Origin of the sequence: Acinetobacter sp. BHS4 (genome assembly GCF_018454425.1) — a bacterium.
Taxonomy (GTDB): Bacteria; Pseudomonadota; Gammaproteobacteria; order Pseudomonadales; family Moraxellaceae; genus Acinetobacter; species Acinetobacter pittii.
This window is the reverse complement of the sequence record NZ_CP075323.1, coordinates 1,788,884-1,803,846: the sequence shown is the minus strand read 5'-3', so window position 1 is coordinate 1,803,846 and position 14,963 is coordinate 1,788,884. Positions and strand designations below refer to the sequence as shown.

Genomic DNA, 14,963 nt, shown 5'->3' with positions numbered 1-14,963 from the left:
GACCTTAAGAACTTAGTACAAATTGCTCAATAATTCGTATCCTCAAAATTGAGGAGTGCTTTGCTTTAATGTTGAATGAGTAAAGCCATTTCAGTGCGATTATTGCAGCCTATTTTTCTCATAGAATTATTCAGATGGGTTCTTAATGTGGTAAAGCCAATACCAAGTAAATTTGCTACCTCTTTATCACTTAAACCTTTAGAGACTAAATGAACCACTTCTTGTTCACGTGGAGTCAGACCATATTGTGTTGATAAATCTAGTGGTAAGGCTTGGGTAAAATAAGGTTCAAGCAGAGTTAATATTCTTTTTTCACGCTCACCAAACATGTCAGCATCTTTTGCACGCCAAATGCGTAAATCGCCAATATCTATACCATTTCGGACAAAATAAATATTTATCCCGTGATACAAACCATAGGCTCTCAAAAACTCATTGTAATAACTTGTTTTTTTCAGGTCTGAGAGAGGCATGACTTCGTTTACAAATGTTGGTTTCTGGAGCTTATGAAGCTGTGCAGTAATGGGGTCATTAAATTGCCAAATGCTTTCATAGTCCTCCATCGCTTTTGGGTCGATTTTCCATATTACGCCTTCTTTCGATAAGTTATGCGTTGAATCCCAAATATAAGATGCGGCAAAATCAGCCCGTAATAAGGTAGCAATATCTGCAATGATATTTTCACGTAAATTATATTGCCCTTTTCCTGAGCCAAGTTTCCATAATATTTCAGAAAACAATGTAAACTCAGATGGGCTGAAATCCTTTTCTAAAAGTGCGGTCATCGTCTACCTATTTAACGAAATCCATCGAATTTTAAGAAAAATTGAGCTTATGCTCTTCTATAACACATCCATAGAAAATTTAAAGAGTTTGTATAATAACGAATTTGAAAGTATAGAGATAAAATCGCTTGATGAAGAAAAAAAGTACTTTTAATAAAATATGTAGAAATAAAAAAAGCACCCTTTAGTGCTTTTAAGACTCTTTTTCTTATCAATAAGCTTGAGGATTTAGAAGTTTAACTTTTGCTAATTTTATTTCTTACAAACAAAATGAGCTAGGTCACTTTTACTTGATCCTTCTACTAAATCAAACCACTTAGTAGGATTAATTTTTATAGCTTTTATTGATCCCTCGCCAGTTCCAATTTCACGCATTTTCATAGTCTTACAGTTTGTCTCCAATCGAGTATAATCTGTAGTTTCTACACCAATGCGTTTGTGAAGTGTAATAATAATATCGCCTTGTTTTTTCTTCTCAATTAAATAATATTTTCCTTTATCGCCTTGAACGCTTCTTGGAATAAGGGTATCTGCATTTGTAAAATTAGAAATGACCAAACCCAATACTGTAGTAAAAATAATCTTTTTCATAAATTAACTCCTTATTAATAATTAGCAGTTTCAATCTGCCATAACAATCAATAAAACAAATACCATCCAAATAAAGCTTATCCATCGAGCTGTACTGGAATAGCCAGATCTTAAAGTAAACCATGCAAAGATATACGGCATCCAAAAGATTCCAAAACCGAGTAGAAATGAAACACTTCTGTTTGGTAGCATCTGAGAGGTCGAAGTATCAATAAATGGTTGCTGTTGGTAGCTATTTAATTGAGGTAGTGCTTTTTTCTTATGGGAACTAAAACTACTATATGACAAGCCTGTTTTAGGAATCCCCAAAGTAGTTCGTGTTCCTTTCTTACTGAGATTTACACGAGCGCCCTTACCACCTATAGAAACGCTAGAGATTCCTTTTTTGCCAACATTGAGTCGTAAACCTGGTGCAATCTTAAAACTCTTTCTAAAGTTAAGTCCCATAGCTAAACCTATCTAGTACAAATTTTCTTGGAACCACTTATTGAGCCATCCTTACAGACGAATTTACTACCATCACAGTGACTAATCCCACCTTTACTACCTGAGCAGGGTTGGCGGCCTCTACCAGCTTCTGTAATGCTGACAGAACTTAAAGTTAATAAAATTATTAATGTAATCTGTTTCATTATTTTTTCACCGTTAGTTATAAATTAACCCACTGTAACAAAATGGTTACTAATTGTCACATAGGAATTTTTAATGTAATCTTCTAAAAATAATTTATTTACACTGATATAAACAATGTAAATAGAAAATTGGACTGATTAATAGTTGAAGAGCATTATGTACTTTCCTCATAACCTGAAAAAACTAACTTTAGTTAAATTTTTATACAAAATATAAGTTAGATTAAATAAACATCTGACGTACTTATTGAGAAGGGTTAAAGTAAATAGAATTTATGGAAAATTTTGAACTATCAGTTGTCTGGTGGAATACAAGTCTTTCTCCCCCCGTTTCGTCAAAAAGAGATAAATCTAGTGTTGAGAAGCGTGCTTCAATTGCATCCGTAATTCAAAAGTTTATGGAAAATGGTTATGAATTTATTTGCTTAGGTGAAGTTGGGCCAGAAGATATAGATTTCTTTGAAAAAACTATCTTTCCACAAACCTTAGGATATTTTTGTGCAAAAGGTATAGATGGAGTTGGACGTACCTTTTTTGATACCTGTATTTATTATAAAAAAGATCATTATTTAATTAGAAATGGGAATAGTGACGTTCAAAATTTTACAATGACTTCAGCTACTAGAACTTTTAAATATGGTCAAAAATATAGATTCTCTTTATTAAATGAGGAAAGAATTACAATTTATCTTTCACATTGGCCAAGCAGATTGAACGATGTATCTTTACAAGTAGTACCAATTGCTGAGCGCTTAAGAGTTAATATTGAAGATGAATTAAACGAAACAAAAAATATTATTCTTGTTGGTGATTATAATGTTGAGCCTTACGATCCAGCAGTTGTTCACCAATTACAAAGTTCTAGAGAGAAAAATATTGTTTCGAAAAAACCAAATATTTTTTATAATCCCTGTTGGAAATTTCTTGTTCCTTCACTTCAATTGAAATCTTTGAATACTCATGGAACATACTACTACGCTAATGGTCAATTCCATAACTGGCATGTTATTGATCAAATCATGTTCTCTAGTAATTTTTTAAGCGATGAATGGGACTTACAAGATAAGTATATAAATATTGTCAATCTTACTAATTTGGATGATACTAAGAAGCCTCTTTTATCAGACCATCACCCGTTAAGCGCTGTAATTACAAGGAAATCATGATGACTGATTTTTTAAAATCCTTATCTATTGGTATGCAAATAGCTCAAAATAGACATAAAAATTTTCTTGAAATTCATGATATTTTTTATGAATTAAAAAAACAGTTAGAAAGTTTCGGAAAGGGAAAAATTTTGATTGAATTTGTTAGTCAGTCGGGTGACTTTTTTAATAATGAAAAACAAGACAATATTTATGAAGATAAAAAGTTATATGCAAGTCTTGCAGTCAACCCTGATATTGTATTTGAACAATTAACGGAAGTTAAATTTTCTAATGAAGGGTACCCTTGTACTATTTATATAGATGATAATTTATTTGATGCATTTGATAAAACTGGTTTAGAAAATAATCTAAAAATCTTATTAGAATCTCCTCTAACTGGACAAAAATTATTTGATTTACTTACACAGTAAAAAGTACTTTATAGTACTTTTCTTAACCAAAAAAAGTTTTTAAAAATGATATGTTGACGTTTCAAAAAAATATTAAACTTAATAATTTTTGGCTCAATATTTAATTTATCAGTTTTATAATTAAGATAAAGCATTATATAAATAGCAATATGATAAAAAAATAAAAATAAAATAATATCTTTATATGATTTTGCATCTGTAAAAAACATTATATCTACTCCTTTTAAAATTTGAGATGAAGCAAGAGCAAAAAAATTAATTAATGGCAATGAAATTATTATTAAAATTTTCTCTGAATTAGAAAAACTCTTATTAACTAAAAAATTTCCTAATCCAATACTACAAACAGTAAATGTACCCCATATAAATAACAGTTTAAAAAAAATATCTAAATCATTGAAATAGTAAAATAAATTAGTAGAATTTGGAATATAAAAAATTAATGAAAATATTTTAGGCATAAAAAATGAGATAGATATAAAAAAAATCCAACGTATTATTAAAAATTTTTGAAGGTCCAATTTTTTTAACATTCTATAAATCCTGAATTTAATTAAAATTTTAATAAGCTCTTTTTAGGTGCTTTCTTCTACAACTCTCAACTTAGGTTTCTTGTAATCTCTAGACCCACTAAATTCTCAAGAAAATCTAAGTTTACATTCAATTCACAAGCAATATATTTAACAAAGATTTTCTTTTTTGCAAGCATAGCAAGCTGGGATGGGTTCTTCATGCTTCTATTTAGGAATTAAGTGGTCATATTTTTCCGTAATTATCTCACCTGTTTTTTAAAGTAGATCGCACCACTAGTGTATTGCTATTGCGTTATAAACTCAATTGTTTAGCACGATACAGAATGACTGCCTTACTTACCCTCCAAGTTTGTTTAAAATCACTCAGCTTAGTTCAGTTATAACGACCATTCTTATACAAAGTTGGAAATTTTCATATAGAAGATAAATAATAATCTTAAGAAGTGTTTAATCTAAAACTTTTCAAGAATGTCAAAAAACAAATAAGTTCGTTAATGTCCTAGAAACTATTGATGCAAAACCGCCCTATATTTTGGTTAACTTTCCTAAAACTGAAATCAGATTTAAATGTATAAACGAAGAATAAATTGAGCCATAAGAGAGTAGTTTCCACTTTTAGCCATATTTGTTTCAGGGGAAGGTAAAGAGATTACCAGAACCAAAAATGAAACCCACTCATTGAGTGGGCTTTTTTATTACTAACCGTTTTGCCTGAGGTGGTCTTGGAACTCTTGGTCGTGTATTTTGTCGTAATTAACAGGGTCGTAAACGCATCCAGTTAAAACAACAATTACAGCAAGTACAGCAACCAACTTTTTCATTGAGACAGCTTTCCTTTTAACGCAAAAGATTTGCTTTAAGTATACTCCTCGATAGCCATTTTGATTGGACATAATTAAGGCAAATAATTGTTATTTTTAAATTATTTCCGTGCTTTAGCCTATCATTTGATTTTTAACAAATTCAAATCACAGGTTAGTACAGCACTTAAGCTTCAGTCGCTAAATACCAGTTTTTCCAAGAACTGGTCCCTCTCGTTTCAAGTGGTACCGTTGGAATGAGTTTTTCTTTTAATATTTCAGTTTGTTCAACAGCTTTTGCAAGTCTTGCTTTAACGGAATGAATACATTCACGGTCACCAAATTCGCAGCGGTCTAAAGTTGTACCGCCACAAGGCCCGTTGGCTAAACCTTTTGGACACGTTTCAGGGCAAATATATAAAGTATCGCTTAGACGACACTGACCACAGCTTTCACAACCGACTAGGCTATGTTTACTCAGTACTTCTGTTTTAATTAATACCTTATCGACTAAAGCATTTTCCCAAAAAGATGCTTTAAAAATAAAGCGTCCAAGCCCCTTGGCAATTTTTGATCCAAACATTGCTTCATGCATAACATGTAGCTGACGATATTTAATTAATTGTTTAGATGTTGGCTGACGTGAAAAATGCGTAATTTCAGGTGAAAACTCTTTGCCTGACATGACTTGCCAAAGTGAATTCCAAAGCTCTTCTAAGGCTTTAAGCTCCAGATGTCTGTGTTGCTCAATGTAGCTTTCAAGCAGCATTTGCTCTTCTGGCTTATGGCAAGCAGATAAATGAATTCCTGAAAATCCTACATGTTTGCATATTAAAATCTGTAAAGCACAGCGCAAATAAACTCGGTCTGTATGGCCTGCCTGTTTTTCGTCTGCCAAAACTTTTAACATGTGTGGGGTAATCACAATACCCGCAACTTTATGCTTCACCATAAAATTGGCACGGCCCAAAGTCAGAGGCATCACACAAGCCAGTATTTGCTGCGAATAATTGTTCTTAGTTAAAAATGATTTAGCTTGTTTTAAGGCTTCAATGTCATAGCCCAATTGGGTAATGATAAAGTCAGCACCTGCTTTAATCTTCTTATGCAGTTTTAAATACTGTGCATCACGCTCAGCTTCGACATATTTAAATGGATTAAAAGCAACCCCAATACGAAACCCACCATGTTGCTTGGCAGCCATTACGGCGTTTACCGACTCTAAGTAACGACTACGAGGCTGCCCATCTCGACCATTATGGTGTTCTTTGAGTTTATCGCCTGTAAGCAATAACAAGTTTTGAATATTGGCTGCTTGAGCTTGTTCTAAAAAGCGCTCAAAGTCTTGTATATCTCGGGCCTTACCTGAAAAGTGTAAGACTTTCTCTATTGAGTCAGGGTAACTTTTGCTGGCTTCAAGCGGCGCAATATCATGATCTGAATGTACACGATCTGCCAATGTCATTGCAGCCGGATACCCTGCAAACTCATGTCTTACAGGATAAATTTCATGTAGTGAAGTGAGATATTCCACCAACACAAAAAACTGGTTTTGCTGGAAGCAGGGAGAAACGTGTGACATAGGCAAAGCGCTTATCAAAACATGACATCAATCATAAGCGCGGCATTATAAATCAAAGTGCATCAAGATGCGCTAGTCAGAAAGCTCATTGTTTTGCTTATCTTCATCCTCTTTATTTCTGGGTAATTCGAGTGAGCGAGGAAATATAAAATCGAAGGAATCGAGTGCATAACGGTAAAGCTGAGCTGGTCGTTTACCCACAATTTTACTGTGGTTGGTTTCTTCAACTGCGCCTGCTTCTATCATACGGCGCCTGAATGCTTTTTTATCTAAGGATTGCCCAAGAATAATTTCATAAATAGTCTGCAGCTCGGTCAGTGTAAATAACTCGGGCATTAGACTAGCTGGCAATGCGGTATAGCGAGTTTTATTAGTTAAACGCTCTAATGCCAAGTTAAGCAATTCATTATGATCAAACGCCAATGCTAAATCTTTTGCTTTTGCTACAGGCACCCATTCACTGTATTCAGCCAACGCTTGGTGTTGATAGGCATTAAAATCAATTAAAGCAAAATACAAAATGGTTACTGCCCAGCCACGCGGGTCACGTTTAGCATTGCCCACAGAAGCAACTTGTTCCAAGTAAGGTGAATTAATTCCTGTTTTTTCGACCAGCTTACGATAAGCCGTGGCCATCAAGTCTTGGTCCTGGGTTAAATCGGCAAACCCGCCGGGTAAAGCCCACTGGTCTTTGGCAGGAAAGTTTGGGCGCTTAATGAGTAGTACCTGCAACTGACCATTAAATACCGAGAAAATAGCCATATCGACAGTGAGTAAAGGTGCGTCATAATCTCGGCGATCATAACTGGCAAGGAATTCTTGTTCAGTTTGAATAGTCACGTTCAGCCTCTCAATAAAAATGATGAGCCGATACATATGCAACGGCTCATCTAAGCTCAGTTATGCGATGGATAAACGCTCACGTATTTGATCCAAAGTACACTCATATTGAAGTTTACCATTTTCAAAGACTGTTTTAAGTGCTCCACCTTGTTCTTGTTCGGCTGTTTGCTCATCAAACAAGGTAAAACCATTTTCACTTTCTTCAATGCGTAATAGACCTTTTGCAGATTTTTTCACACCTGAGTCAGTAATTGGGTCTTTGAACAGCTCTCGGCCTACACCATTCACTTGTCCCCAAGTCGCTTTAACAGCAAACCCAAAAGTATCGCGAGTTAAGTAGTTATAGGTAAAACTGCCAATCCCAAACACCAAGTTGTTTGAAGCAAAACCTTTGGCTTCTAGTCCTTCTAAAATACGCTGCGCACGCTCTAGAGTAATCGAGTCGCCGTAAATTAAACCAACACGTTCATTGAGTACTTTATAGCCTTGGTCAGTTATTGTACCGCCAAATACTTCCCATAAACATTCAACTGCACCTTTATATGCTGGGCTGCCGACTTCGGCGTCTGGGTCGCCGCAAATAATTTTAACTGGGTCACCAGAGTCTGGTCGGAAAACCAATTTGGCCAAGCCTAAAGCATTAGGTTGTCTTGCCAGAATTTCAGGTTTTAAAGCCACCGTAAATTCTGTAATGACTCGCCAAAAGTCCCAAGTATCAGACACAATACTGACAACACCCGACGGATAAAGTTCGCAAATTAAACGCTTAAATGTTTCTAGCTCACTGTTTTCCGTACCCATACACATCACACTGTGTTCGGTCGCTGGTACAGATACCCCAATCACCCCTGTAGCATTGTAATATTCTTCTGCATAGTCAATTGAAGCAACCGAGTCTGTTCCAATAAAACTAGTTAAGTGTCCCACACCAGACTGAGCAGCATCATAAACTCCACTCATGCCACGGCTACTAAAATCGTGTCCTTGCACAGGCACAAAATCGAGTGGTGCGCCAGTTTTTACGGCGTATTGAGTTAATAAACGTTTGTATTCATAGGCAATAGTGGCCGTAGTACAGCTTTTCCAAAGTTCAGCACTTAATACGGTTTCGATATAGTTAGTTAACCAAAAGAAACGCGGGTCGGTATTAATTACGGTAAGCACAGGTACACGCATATTTACACGACTGCCTTCTGGCAATGCTTTAATAAGTAATGGTAAATAACCCAAGTCGTGTAATGCTTCAATGTGATCAACTGGTACAGCACCTTCACCTAATGAACTATCCATACGGCGTTTATAAGCAGCCACTACTTTGTCTTTAGGTTGTTTGAAAAAGCCTTCATTCCATGTATCGATTAAAAAGTGTTTGATAAAACCCTGAAGCCCAAAGAACACCACTTTATCGTCAAAGTCAGGCAACATTTTAGCGAGTCGAGATGAACGCGGCGTAAAGTTGGCATACACGTACTCCGTACCTGCTGGATACTGACGTCTGTGATCAGCTTTATAAAAATCGATAGCGTTTAATGGATTAAGTTTAATCGTCATCTTTGTTCTCTTTATTTTGCTGCAAAAGCAATTACTGAAATTTTGTCTGATGGTTGTTGTGGAAAGCTGTCTGAGGTAAATAGTTGATCTAGCAGTCCATCAAAAACCTCTATACCTTTACTAAAAATACCGTGGGTCACATATAGAACGACCTTATGGCAATTGAGGCGACGGAGTTCTTTAGCAATACCAATAAAGGTTGCACCGCCATCACAAATGTCATCGGTAATGACCGCTGTTAGGCCTGATAAATCCGTTGCATGTACATGTGTACCTAAAATTTTGCCAGTCACTGGGTCACGTTTTTTATCACACTGAACAATAGTGATGGGTTGTTTGCGCTCGCCATTAGAAGCATCTGCAACCATTTGTGTACGTGCTTTCGCGCCTTTGTCTGGGCAAACCAGCACTGTTTTTTCATCTTTTAACAATGTGCTTAGCGCTGCACTCTTTGCGATGATGTCGACTGAACTGATGTTTACAACTTCGCTAAAAGAAGTATTGGCAGCGAGTAAGGCTGTCGTTACTTCACTATGACAGTCCCAAACAGTGATCTTGCCTTGTTTGCCCGCTTTTTTATCTGCATTGATGTTGAGTAACTTGGTCATCACATCAAGCGAGAACGCTTGGCCTACTGCACAAATACGGTCCTGACGTGCATATGGAAAATATGGAACTTCTAGGTCAATGGTTAAACCCTGAGTCAGCAATATATTTTCAAGTAACAAATAGTCCATCACATCGTGACTTGAGGCCATCTTTGCACGGATCAATACCTTGCCAGATAGTGAATTCAATGTTTTCTCATCAATTTGAACATGACGCTCGCCACCAGAAAACTGCGTGAATTTCACTGGAATTTCATTTCTTGCCGCATCTAAAAGCTGGATAGCCATATCATCCTCTTTTTGTCTGATGACCTTCGATGAATATATAGTGGCATAAAGCCACTATATATTTCAAGTCTAATTTTCAAACTTTTTTCAAAGCCCTTTAAGACATAAAATTTACAGTTCTAGAGCATTTAGTGATTCGATATTTCAGAGAAATTATTCTTCAATTAATTGAAATAAAAAATTAATTTACAAAAAGCATGACGAGTAGAACTATTATTAAAAGTAGCGGATACAACTTTGCCCGCCATAAATCAGGTAGTTTTGAAATAAATTTTTCTGAAAAATATAGCCCGATCCATGTCCCTGCAACCAAAAATAATGCAGCTTCAAACCAGATTAGGCCGATAAATCCGTTGGGTGTAGATTGCCAAAGTGACAATACACAATAGGTCAGTGTTGCAGTTAAAGACAAAGGCAGCGTGAGAATGTTTGCAATAGCCGCAGCTTCTGCCATAGAACTACCCCGCCGCCGTAATAAAGGAACCGTCATTACACTGCCACCTACACCTAAAAGTGCCGCAACCCAACCAATAATTCCCCCTTTAATGAGTTCGCTGTTCTGACCATAGTGTTGCTTTTGCCTTGATGTCACCATAAACCCTGGTCGGTAATAACAATCAATAATCGTTACGAACACATAGCTCATAAATATCCAGCGAAGCCAATTTCCATTAAATAATGAGGCCATTACTGCACCGACAATTCCACCAAATGCGATACCACCCCATAAAAAGCGGATTTTTTGCCAATCTATCGGCCCAGAACGATAGTGTCGGAAGGTTGCAAAACTTGCCGAACACAGCATGACAAAAGCTGATGTAGCTACGGCGATTTGCATGGCATATATGCCGATATTACTTTCATTACTCCACTTTTGAATAATGACTGTATAAAGCAAAGGTACAGCCACAAAACCGCCGCCAAAACCAAATAACCAAGTGGTTATGCCTGAAAGTAGTCCAAATAAAAATAGCTCATATAGCATGAATATCTTCCTCACGTTTATAGAGGCATGATATAAAATAGCCCTATGGCAAACTAACGTAGAAAAGCCATCTTTTTATTTTTTTCAGCCAAAAATATATGCGTAATATTCCAATTAACGATGTAGACCATCTACCGCAAGCGGTTTTAGCGTTAGGATCGGACTATCCTGCTGATACTTTGTTAGATACGCATAGCCATCGCCGTGCTCAGTTCTTATATGCACCCGAAGGGCTTATGAAAGTTGAAACTGAAGACGGCCAATGGCTCGTGTTACCGTACAGTGGTGTATGGATACCCGCAGGCAAACCACATCGAGTATGGCTATCTAAAGTCAGTACTTATAGTCTGTATATAGAATTAATTAATGCCCCAAGACAGGCAAACTATTGCGAGGTCGTGCAAGTTTCACCGCTAATGCATCAGTTGCTGATTCAAGCAAATCAACTGCCTGTTGACTACCAACGTTCAGGCCGTGACGGCGCTGTTATCGATTTATTGTTATATGAATTAGAAGCTGCACCAGCCCTGCCTCTGTTTATTCCATTGCCTCACAACACATTACTATCTAATCAGTGTGCTGAGTTTATGGAGCATCCCGATATTCATAGCAGCCCTAAAGATTGGGCACATGTCCATAATAAAAGTGAACGAACTTTTCATCGTTGGTTTAAGTCAGAAACGGGCATGTCATTTCAGGCTTGGCGTAATCGAGTCTGCATCATCTATGCTTTAAATGCGTTAAAAGAAAATATCTCAATTACGGAAATTGCCTTTAGTTTGGGCTATGAGCACTCGGCAGCATTTACTGCAATGTTCAGTAAAATTATGGGTCATCCACCTACCCATTTTCAAAAAAGATTTCATACTCAGAATGAAACGCTATAAAGATTTACTCATGTGAATGGTGTCATAGGTCTCGATCCACTCACGTTTAATCACATCAAAGCCGTGGAGCCGCCAAAATTCTTCAGCCGCTGGCAAAAATGGATGAGTGTGCAAATAAAAAGTGGTAATTTCATTCTTTTGTGCATGGCTAAACAACATGTTACATAGCATGGTTGCGATACCATTACGTCGGTATTCAGGCAATACAAATAACTTAACGACCTCAACCGTATTAAGCGACAAATTTAAATCAAAACGATAGTCATAAGCTCGATATGCAATGGTGCCAATAATGCGGTTTTGATCTTTTACCGTAATGAAGCAACCCAATGAGTCATGAACATAATGTTGCTCAAAATTTTGTAAATCTTTGGGAACTTGCCCATGATAAATTTCTGGGAATAACAACTGTCTTGTATAAAGTGCAAACTCTACCGCAGACTCATAGTCTACTTTGCCCACTACTTGATAATTCAACATATTCATAGCCAAGAATGATCAGGGATAACAATGGTTTTGTCTTGAATCATGGCTTCATGGAACTCAACATCGTAGACACTTTTTAAAAACTTTGGATCAGTTATTCGTGTTTTTGACTCAGGCTTAACCACTTCGTGTTGGCGCATAAAAAACAGATGATCTGCAAATAAAAAAGCTAAATTGGGATCATGCATAATCGCAATCACCGTAAAATTTTGCCGCGACAACTGACGCAACTTTTTCATTAAATAAGACTGATAATAAACATCGAGATGGTTGGTTGGTTCATCGAGCAAAATGACTTTTGGGGCTTGCACTAAAATACGCGCAATCATAACCAATTGCCGTTCACCACCCGATAACTCGGTATAAGGACGGTCACGCAAATGCTCGATGTCTAAATCAAGCAAAGCTTGGTCTACACGTTCCCAATCTGACTTTGAAGGCCTATATCTGCTGAAAGCGGCACGCCCTGTAATCACTACATCTTTAACCAGAAATGGAAATACGGTTTTATGAAACTGCGGTAAAAAGCCGAGCAATGCAGCCCGATCTTTACCTTTAAAGTTCGATAATGGTTTTCCAGAGTAACGGATTAATCCATCTTTTACGGGTTCTAGACCCGCCATCAGCTTAAAAAGTGTCGATTTTCCGCAGCCATTACGTCCTAAAATGACGGAAAACTGATTTTCAGGAAACTCCAGATGAATATTTTTAAGAACCTGTTTATGCCCATAGGCATAATTTAACTGATCAATTTGAATCATGCCCAATGAGTCCTCTGAGTTTTCATTAATAATAAGAAAAATGGCGCGCCAAGTAGCATGGTAAAAATACCAATCGGTATTTCAAACGTAAGTAAAACCCGAGAAAAGTTATCAATCAACAGTAAAAAACTACCGCCCAACACCATATTGGCAGGAATACTATAGCGGTGATCTGGCCCAACCAACATTCTCACAATATGCGGCATAAAGAGCCCATATAGACTAATAATGCCTGCAGCGGCTACAGAAGTTGACGTACATACTGTGACTAGAGCAATTAAAAGCAGTTGTTCCCATCTTGGGTTAACACCCACAGCCTGCGCTTCTTCAGCACCAAGTGCCATCAAGTTTAATCGCCAACGCATCGCAAATAATCCGGCAAGGCCAATACAGATCGGTAGCACGGCATATTGGACCTTTTGCCAAGACGCCTGATGTAAGTTGCCCATGGTCCATTGCACGATCGCTTGTAATTTAAATGGATCACTTAAGTATTGAATAACTGTAAGTCCTGCTAAAAACAGCCCCGAAACAATCATGCCTGATAAAATCACCATCACTAAAGACGTCTGGCTTTCATGTTTTTGATGCGCAAATAAATACGTTAAGCCAACAGCACAAACGCCAAAAATAAAGGCTGATAGATTGGGTGAAAGCCAACTTAAAGAAAGTGCCAAGGCTGCACCGAACGCAGCGCCAGATGAAATACCAAGTACATAAGAATCGACCAATGGATTACGAAACAATGCCTGCAAACCATTACCCGCGGTTGCTAATGCAGCTCCCACCATAAAGGTCAGTAAAATTCTGGGCAATCTGACATTCACAATAATGTTCTGCATCAGTCTAAATTGTTCTGCATCAAAATAAGGTGTACCAAAAACTGCTTGTACACCCCACAGCGTGTAGTCCCATGCACTCAAGGTCTGAGTTGGCCCAATAAGCAGCGAGATAAAAATCATGAGGAAAGGTAAAGGGTAAAACCAATAATATTTCAGTTTTTCCATATTTATTGCACCAACGTTTTTGCAAGGTGCTCACCATACAACTTAGTTAAAATGCGCTGTTGTAAAGCACTTACAGGTAAATCGGAGTTTTCGGGATAAATACTATGATTCAAATAAATCGCCGTAATAATAATTTTGATGGTGTGTGGGTTATATATAAATGCAGGACTCAAATTAAATACCTTTCGGTTTTGCACAGCGCTTAAACCTTGTAATTCTTTTCGTTCATAAATCAGTTGGGGGTTGGTATTCCAAAGCACAATATTGTCGGGATTCCATTCAATTAAAGTCTCGGGATTTACATTGGGTTGATTCGTATTGGTCTGAACAATGTTGTACGCCCCCGCCAGCTCAATAAAATCATTGGTAATCGACTGACGTCCCGAGGTAGAAAAAATTCGGCCACCAGACCAAGCATAGTAAATCGATTGTTTATTTGGCTGACGTGCGGTTTTGGCTGCGACCTCCGCCACAATTTCATCAGAGAAATTTAAAATTTCTTGAGCTCGCTTTTGGGCACCGCTCAGAATAGCAATTTCAGAAAGTTCTTCTTTTACTTGCTGGTAGGTACTGGACTCCATCACATATACAGCAATGCCGAACTGCCGTAACAGTTCAATTGTTTGAGTCTGCCCACTCCCTACAATCACCAGATCAGGTTTTAACAACACAAGACTTTCAATATTGGTTGCATTTGCCCCTTGTGAAGGCGTCGCAAGCTGCTTATTGGCGATACGCTTATCTATTTTTGAATAGGCATTAAATAATAAAGGCTGGATGTATACTTCGGCTGGTATGCCAATCACTTTATGACCTTGCCCTAGCATATATAAGCCATCTAAACCCGACTCAAACAAAGAAACAATTCTTTGGGCGGGTTTGGCTACACAGACTTTTGTATTTGTACTATCAAAGACACATATCGAATGGGCTGCTAACTTTTCTTGTGCTTTACCACTTTGTTCAGATGAAGAACATCCACATAGAATGAGTAAAGTGAGTAATGAAGCGAATAACTTCATTACAGCATACCTTGCACAAATAC

The 14,963-nt window shown here is 37.2% G+C and carries 16 protein-coding genes and 1 pseudogene; 3 read left to right on the top strand and 14 right to left on the bottom strand.

What is annotated here, in order from left to right; genetic code table 11:
- Nucleotides 1–65: 65 nt before the first annotated feature.
- The 3 genes and pseudogenes from KIP84_RS08585 to KIP84_RS18970 all read right to left on the bottom strand — a co-directional run.
- Entirely contained in the window at nt 66–785 is a 720-nt protein-coding gene (locus KIP84_RS08585) for a helix-turn-helix transcriptional regulator (protein ID WP_199992333.1), read from the bottom strand.
- A gap of 252 nt (nt 786–1,037) precedes the next feature.
- Complete coding sequence (locus KIP84_RS08580; RefSeq protein WP_000720086.1) at nt 1,038–1,376, bottom strand: hypothetical protein; 339 nt, start codon at nt 1,374–1,376, stop codon at nt 1,038–1,040.
- 267 nt (nt 1,377–1,643) lie between these two features.
- A pseudogene (locus KIP84_RS18970) lies at nt 1,644–1,823 on the bottom strand (DUF4236 domain-containing protein); the annotation flags it as partial.
- Between the two features lie 460 nt (nt 1,824–2,283).
- Between KIP84_RS18970 and KIP84_RS08570 the strand changes: the two are divergent.
- Together KIP84_RS08570 and KIP84_RS08565 are read left to right on the top strand one after the other, a co-directional pair.
- Complete coding sequence (locus tag KIP84_RS08570; RefSeq protein ID WP_213689737.1) at nt 2,284–3,174, top strand: endonuclease/exonuclease/phosphatase family protein; 891 nt, start codon at nt 2,284–2,286, stop codon at nt 3,172–3,174.
- Nucleotides 3,174–3,587, top strand: coding sequence for a hypothetical protein (locus tag KIP84_RS08565; RefSeq protein ID WP_213689736.1), 414 nt, complete (start codon nt 3,174–3,176; stop codon nt 3,585–3,587). Before KIP84_RS08570 ends, KIP84_RS08565 begins: the two co-directional genes overlap by 1 nt.
- A gap of 8 nt (nt 3,588–3,595) precedes the next feature.
- Here KIP84_RS08565 and KIP84_RS08560 read toward each other — a convergent pair whose 3' ends face one another.
- The 7 genes from KIP84_RS08560 to KIP84_RS08535 form a co-directional block, all read right to left on the bottom strand.
- Nucleotides 3,596–4,120: a hypothetical protein gene (locus KIP84_RS08560; protein WP_213689735.1), complete on the bottom strand. Its 525-nt coding sequence runs from the start codon at nt 4,118–4,120 to the stop codon at nt 3,596–3,598.
- A gap of 698 nt (nt 4,121–4,818) precedes the next feature.
- The gene (locus KIP84_RS18925) at nt 4,819–4,941 is read right to left on the bottom strand and encodes a hypothetical protein (protein WP_013197824.1); all 123 of its coding nucleotides are present in this window, start codon (nt 4,939–4,941) and stop codon (nt 4,819–4,821) included.
- Nucleotides 4,942–5,107: 166 nt separating this feature from the next.
- Entirely contained in the window at nt 5,108–6,502 is a 1,395-nt protein-coding gene (locus KIP84_RS08555; RefSeq protein ID WP_213689734.1) for a methylenetetrahydrofolate reductase C-terminal domain-containing protein, read from the bottom strand.
- Between the two features lie 72 nt (nt 6,503–6,574).
- Nucleotides 6,575–7,342, bottom strand: coding sequence for an NUDIX domain-containing protein (locus tag KIP84_RS08550; protein ID WP_213689733.1), 768 nt, complete (start codon nt 7,340–7,342; stop codon nt 6,575–6,577).
- A 60-nt stretch (nt 7,343–7,402) separates the two neighbouring features.
- Complete coding sequence (locus tag KIP84_RS08545; RefSeq protein ID WP_213689732.1) at nt 7,403–8,896, bottom strand: nicotinate phosphoribosyltransferase; 1,494 nt, start codon at nt 8,894–8,896, stop codon at nt 7,403–7,405.
- 11 nt (nt 8,897–8,907) lie between these two features.
- Nucleotides 8,908–9,792, bottom strand: a complete 885-nt coding sequence (locus tag KIP84_RS08540) for a phosphoribosyltransferase family protein (RefSeq protein WP_213689731.1) — start codon at nt 9,790–9,792, stop codon at nt 8,908–8,910.
- 181 nt (nt 9,793–9,973) lie between these two features.
- The gene (locus KIP84_RS08535) at nt 9,974–10,777 is read right to left on the bottom strand and encodes a sulfite exporter TauE/SafE family protein (RefSeq protein ID WP_213689730.1); all 804 of its coding nucleotides are present in this window, start codon (nt 10,775–10,777) and stop codon (nt 9,974–9,976) included.
- Nucleotides 10,778–10,875: 98 nt separating this feature from the next.
- On the opposite strand from KIP84_RS08535, the gene KIP84_RS08530 reads away from it, so the two are divergent.
- A complete protein-coding gene (locus tag KIP84_RS08530; RefSeq protein ID WP_213689729.1) occupies nt 10,876–11,664 on the top strand; it encodes a helix-turn-helix transcriptional regulator in 789 nt (262 codons plus the stop codon).
- Here the strand turns inward: KIP84_RS08530 and KIP84_RS08525 are convergent.
- From KIP84_RS08525 to KIP84_RS08510, 4 genes are read right to left on the bottom strand one after another with little or no spacing between them, the layout of a single operon-like run.
- The gene (locus tag KIP84_RS08525) at nt 11,659–12,150 is read right to left on the bottom strand and encodes a GNAT family N-acetyltransferase (RefSeq protein WP_213689728.1); all 492 of its coding nucleotides are present in this window, start codon (nt 12,148–12,150) and stop codon (nt 11,659–11,661) included. The two genes, KIP84_RS08530 and KIP84_RS08525, sit on opposite strands and share 6 nt — an antisense overlap.
- Entirely contained in the window at nt 12,147–12,911 is a 765-nt protein-coding gene (locus KIP84_RS08520) for an ABC transporter ATP-binding protein (protein ID WP_198078176.1), read from the bottom strand. The genes KIP84_RS08525 and KIP84_RS08520 overlap by 4 nt, the downstream gene beginning before the upstream one ends.
- On the bottom strand, nt 12,908–13,918 hold the full coding sequence (locus KIP84_RS08515) for an iron ABC transporter permease (protein WP_199976936.1): 1,011 nt from the start codon (nt 13,916–13,918) through the stop codon (nt 12,908–12,910). The genes KIP84_RS08520 and KIP84_RS08515 overlap by 4 nt, the downstream gene beginning before the upstream one ends.
- Nucleotides 13,919–13,920: 2 nt before the next feature.
- Entirely contained in the window at nt 13,921–14,940 is a 1,020-nt protein-coding gene (locus KIP84_RS08510; RefSeq protein WP_213385000.1) for an ABC transporter substrate-binding protein, read from the bottom strand.
- Nucleotides 14,941–14,963: the final 23 nt, after the last annotated feature.

Excerpts from the sequence above, each read along its gene's own strand:
- KIP84_RS08545 (WP_213689732.1), bottom strand. The coding sequence starts at position 8,896 with ATGACGATTAAACTTAATCCATTAAACGCTATCGATTTTTATAAAGCT.
- KIP84_RS08525 (WP_213689728.1), bottom strand. The coding sequence starts at position 12,150 with ATGAATATGTTGAATTATCAAGTAGTGGGCAAAGTAGACTATGAGTCT.
- KIP84_RS08565 (WP_213689736.1), top strand. The coding sequence starts at position 3,174 with ATGACTGATTTTTTAAAATCCTTATCTATTGGTATGCAAATAGCTCAA.
- KIP84_RS08515 (WP_199976936.1), bottom strand. The coding sequence starts at position 13,918 with ATGGAAAAACTGAAATATTATTGGTTTTACCCTTTACCTTTCCTCATG.
- KIP84_RS08520 (WP_198078176.1), bottom strand. The coding sequence starts at position 12,911 with ATGATTCAAATTGATCAGTTAAATTATGCCTATGGGCATAAACAGGTT.
- KIP84_RS08535 (WP_213689730.1), bottom strand. The coding sequence starts at position 10,777 with ATGCTATATGAGCTATTTTTATTTGGACTACTTTCAGGCATAACCACT.
- KIP84_RS08580 (WP_000720086.1), bottom strand. The coding sequence starts at position 1,376 with ATGAAAAAGATTATTTTTACTACAGTATTGGGTTTGGTCATTTCTAAT.
- KIP84_RS08555 (WP_213689734.1), bottom strand. The coding sequence starts at position 6,502 with ATGTCACACGTTTCTCCCTGCTTCCAGCAAAACCAGTTTTTTGTGTTG.
- KIP84_RS08510 (WP_213385000.1), bottom strand. The coding sequence starts at position 14,940 with ATGAAGTTATTCGCTTCATTACTCACTTTACTCATTCTATGTGGATGT.
- KIP84_RS08560 (WP_213689735.1), bottom strand. The coding sequence starts at position 4,120 with ATGTTAAAAAAATTGGACCTTCAAAAATTTTTAATAATACGTTGGATT.
- KIP84_RS08570 (WP_213689737.1), top strand. The coding sequence starts at position 2,284 with ATGGAAAATTTTGAACTATCAGTTGTCTGGTGGAATACAAGTCTTTCT.
- KIP84_RS08530 (WP_213689729.1), top strand. The coding sequence starts at position 10,876 with ATGCGTAATATTCCAATTAACGATGTAGACCATCTACCGCAAGCGGTT.
- KIP84_RS08585 (WP_199992333.1), bottom strand. The coding sequence starts at position 785 with ATGACCGCACTTTTAGAAAAGGATTTCAGCCCATCTGAGTTTACATTG.
- KIP84_RS18925 (WP_013197824.1), bottom strand. The coding sequence starts at position 4,941 with ATGAAAAAGTTGGTTGCTGTACTTGCTGTAATTGTTGTTTTAACTGGA.
- KIP84_RS08540 (WP_213689731.1), bottom strand. The coding sequence starts at position 9,792 with ATGGCTATCCAGCTTTTAGATGCGGCAAGAAATGAAATTCCAGTGAAA.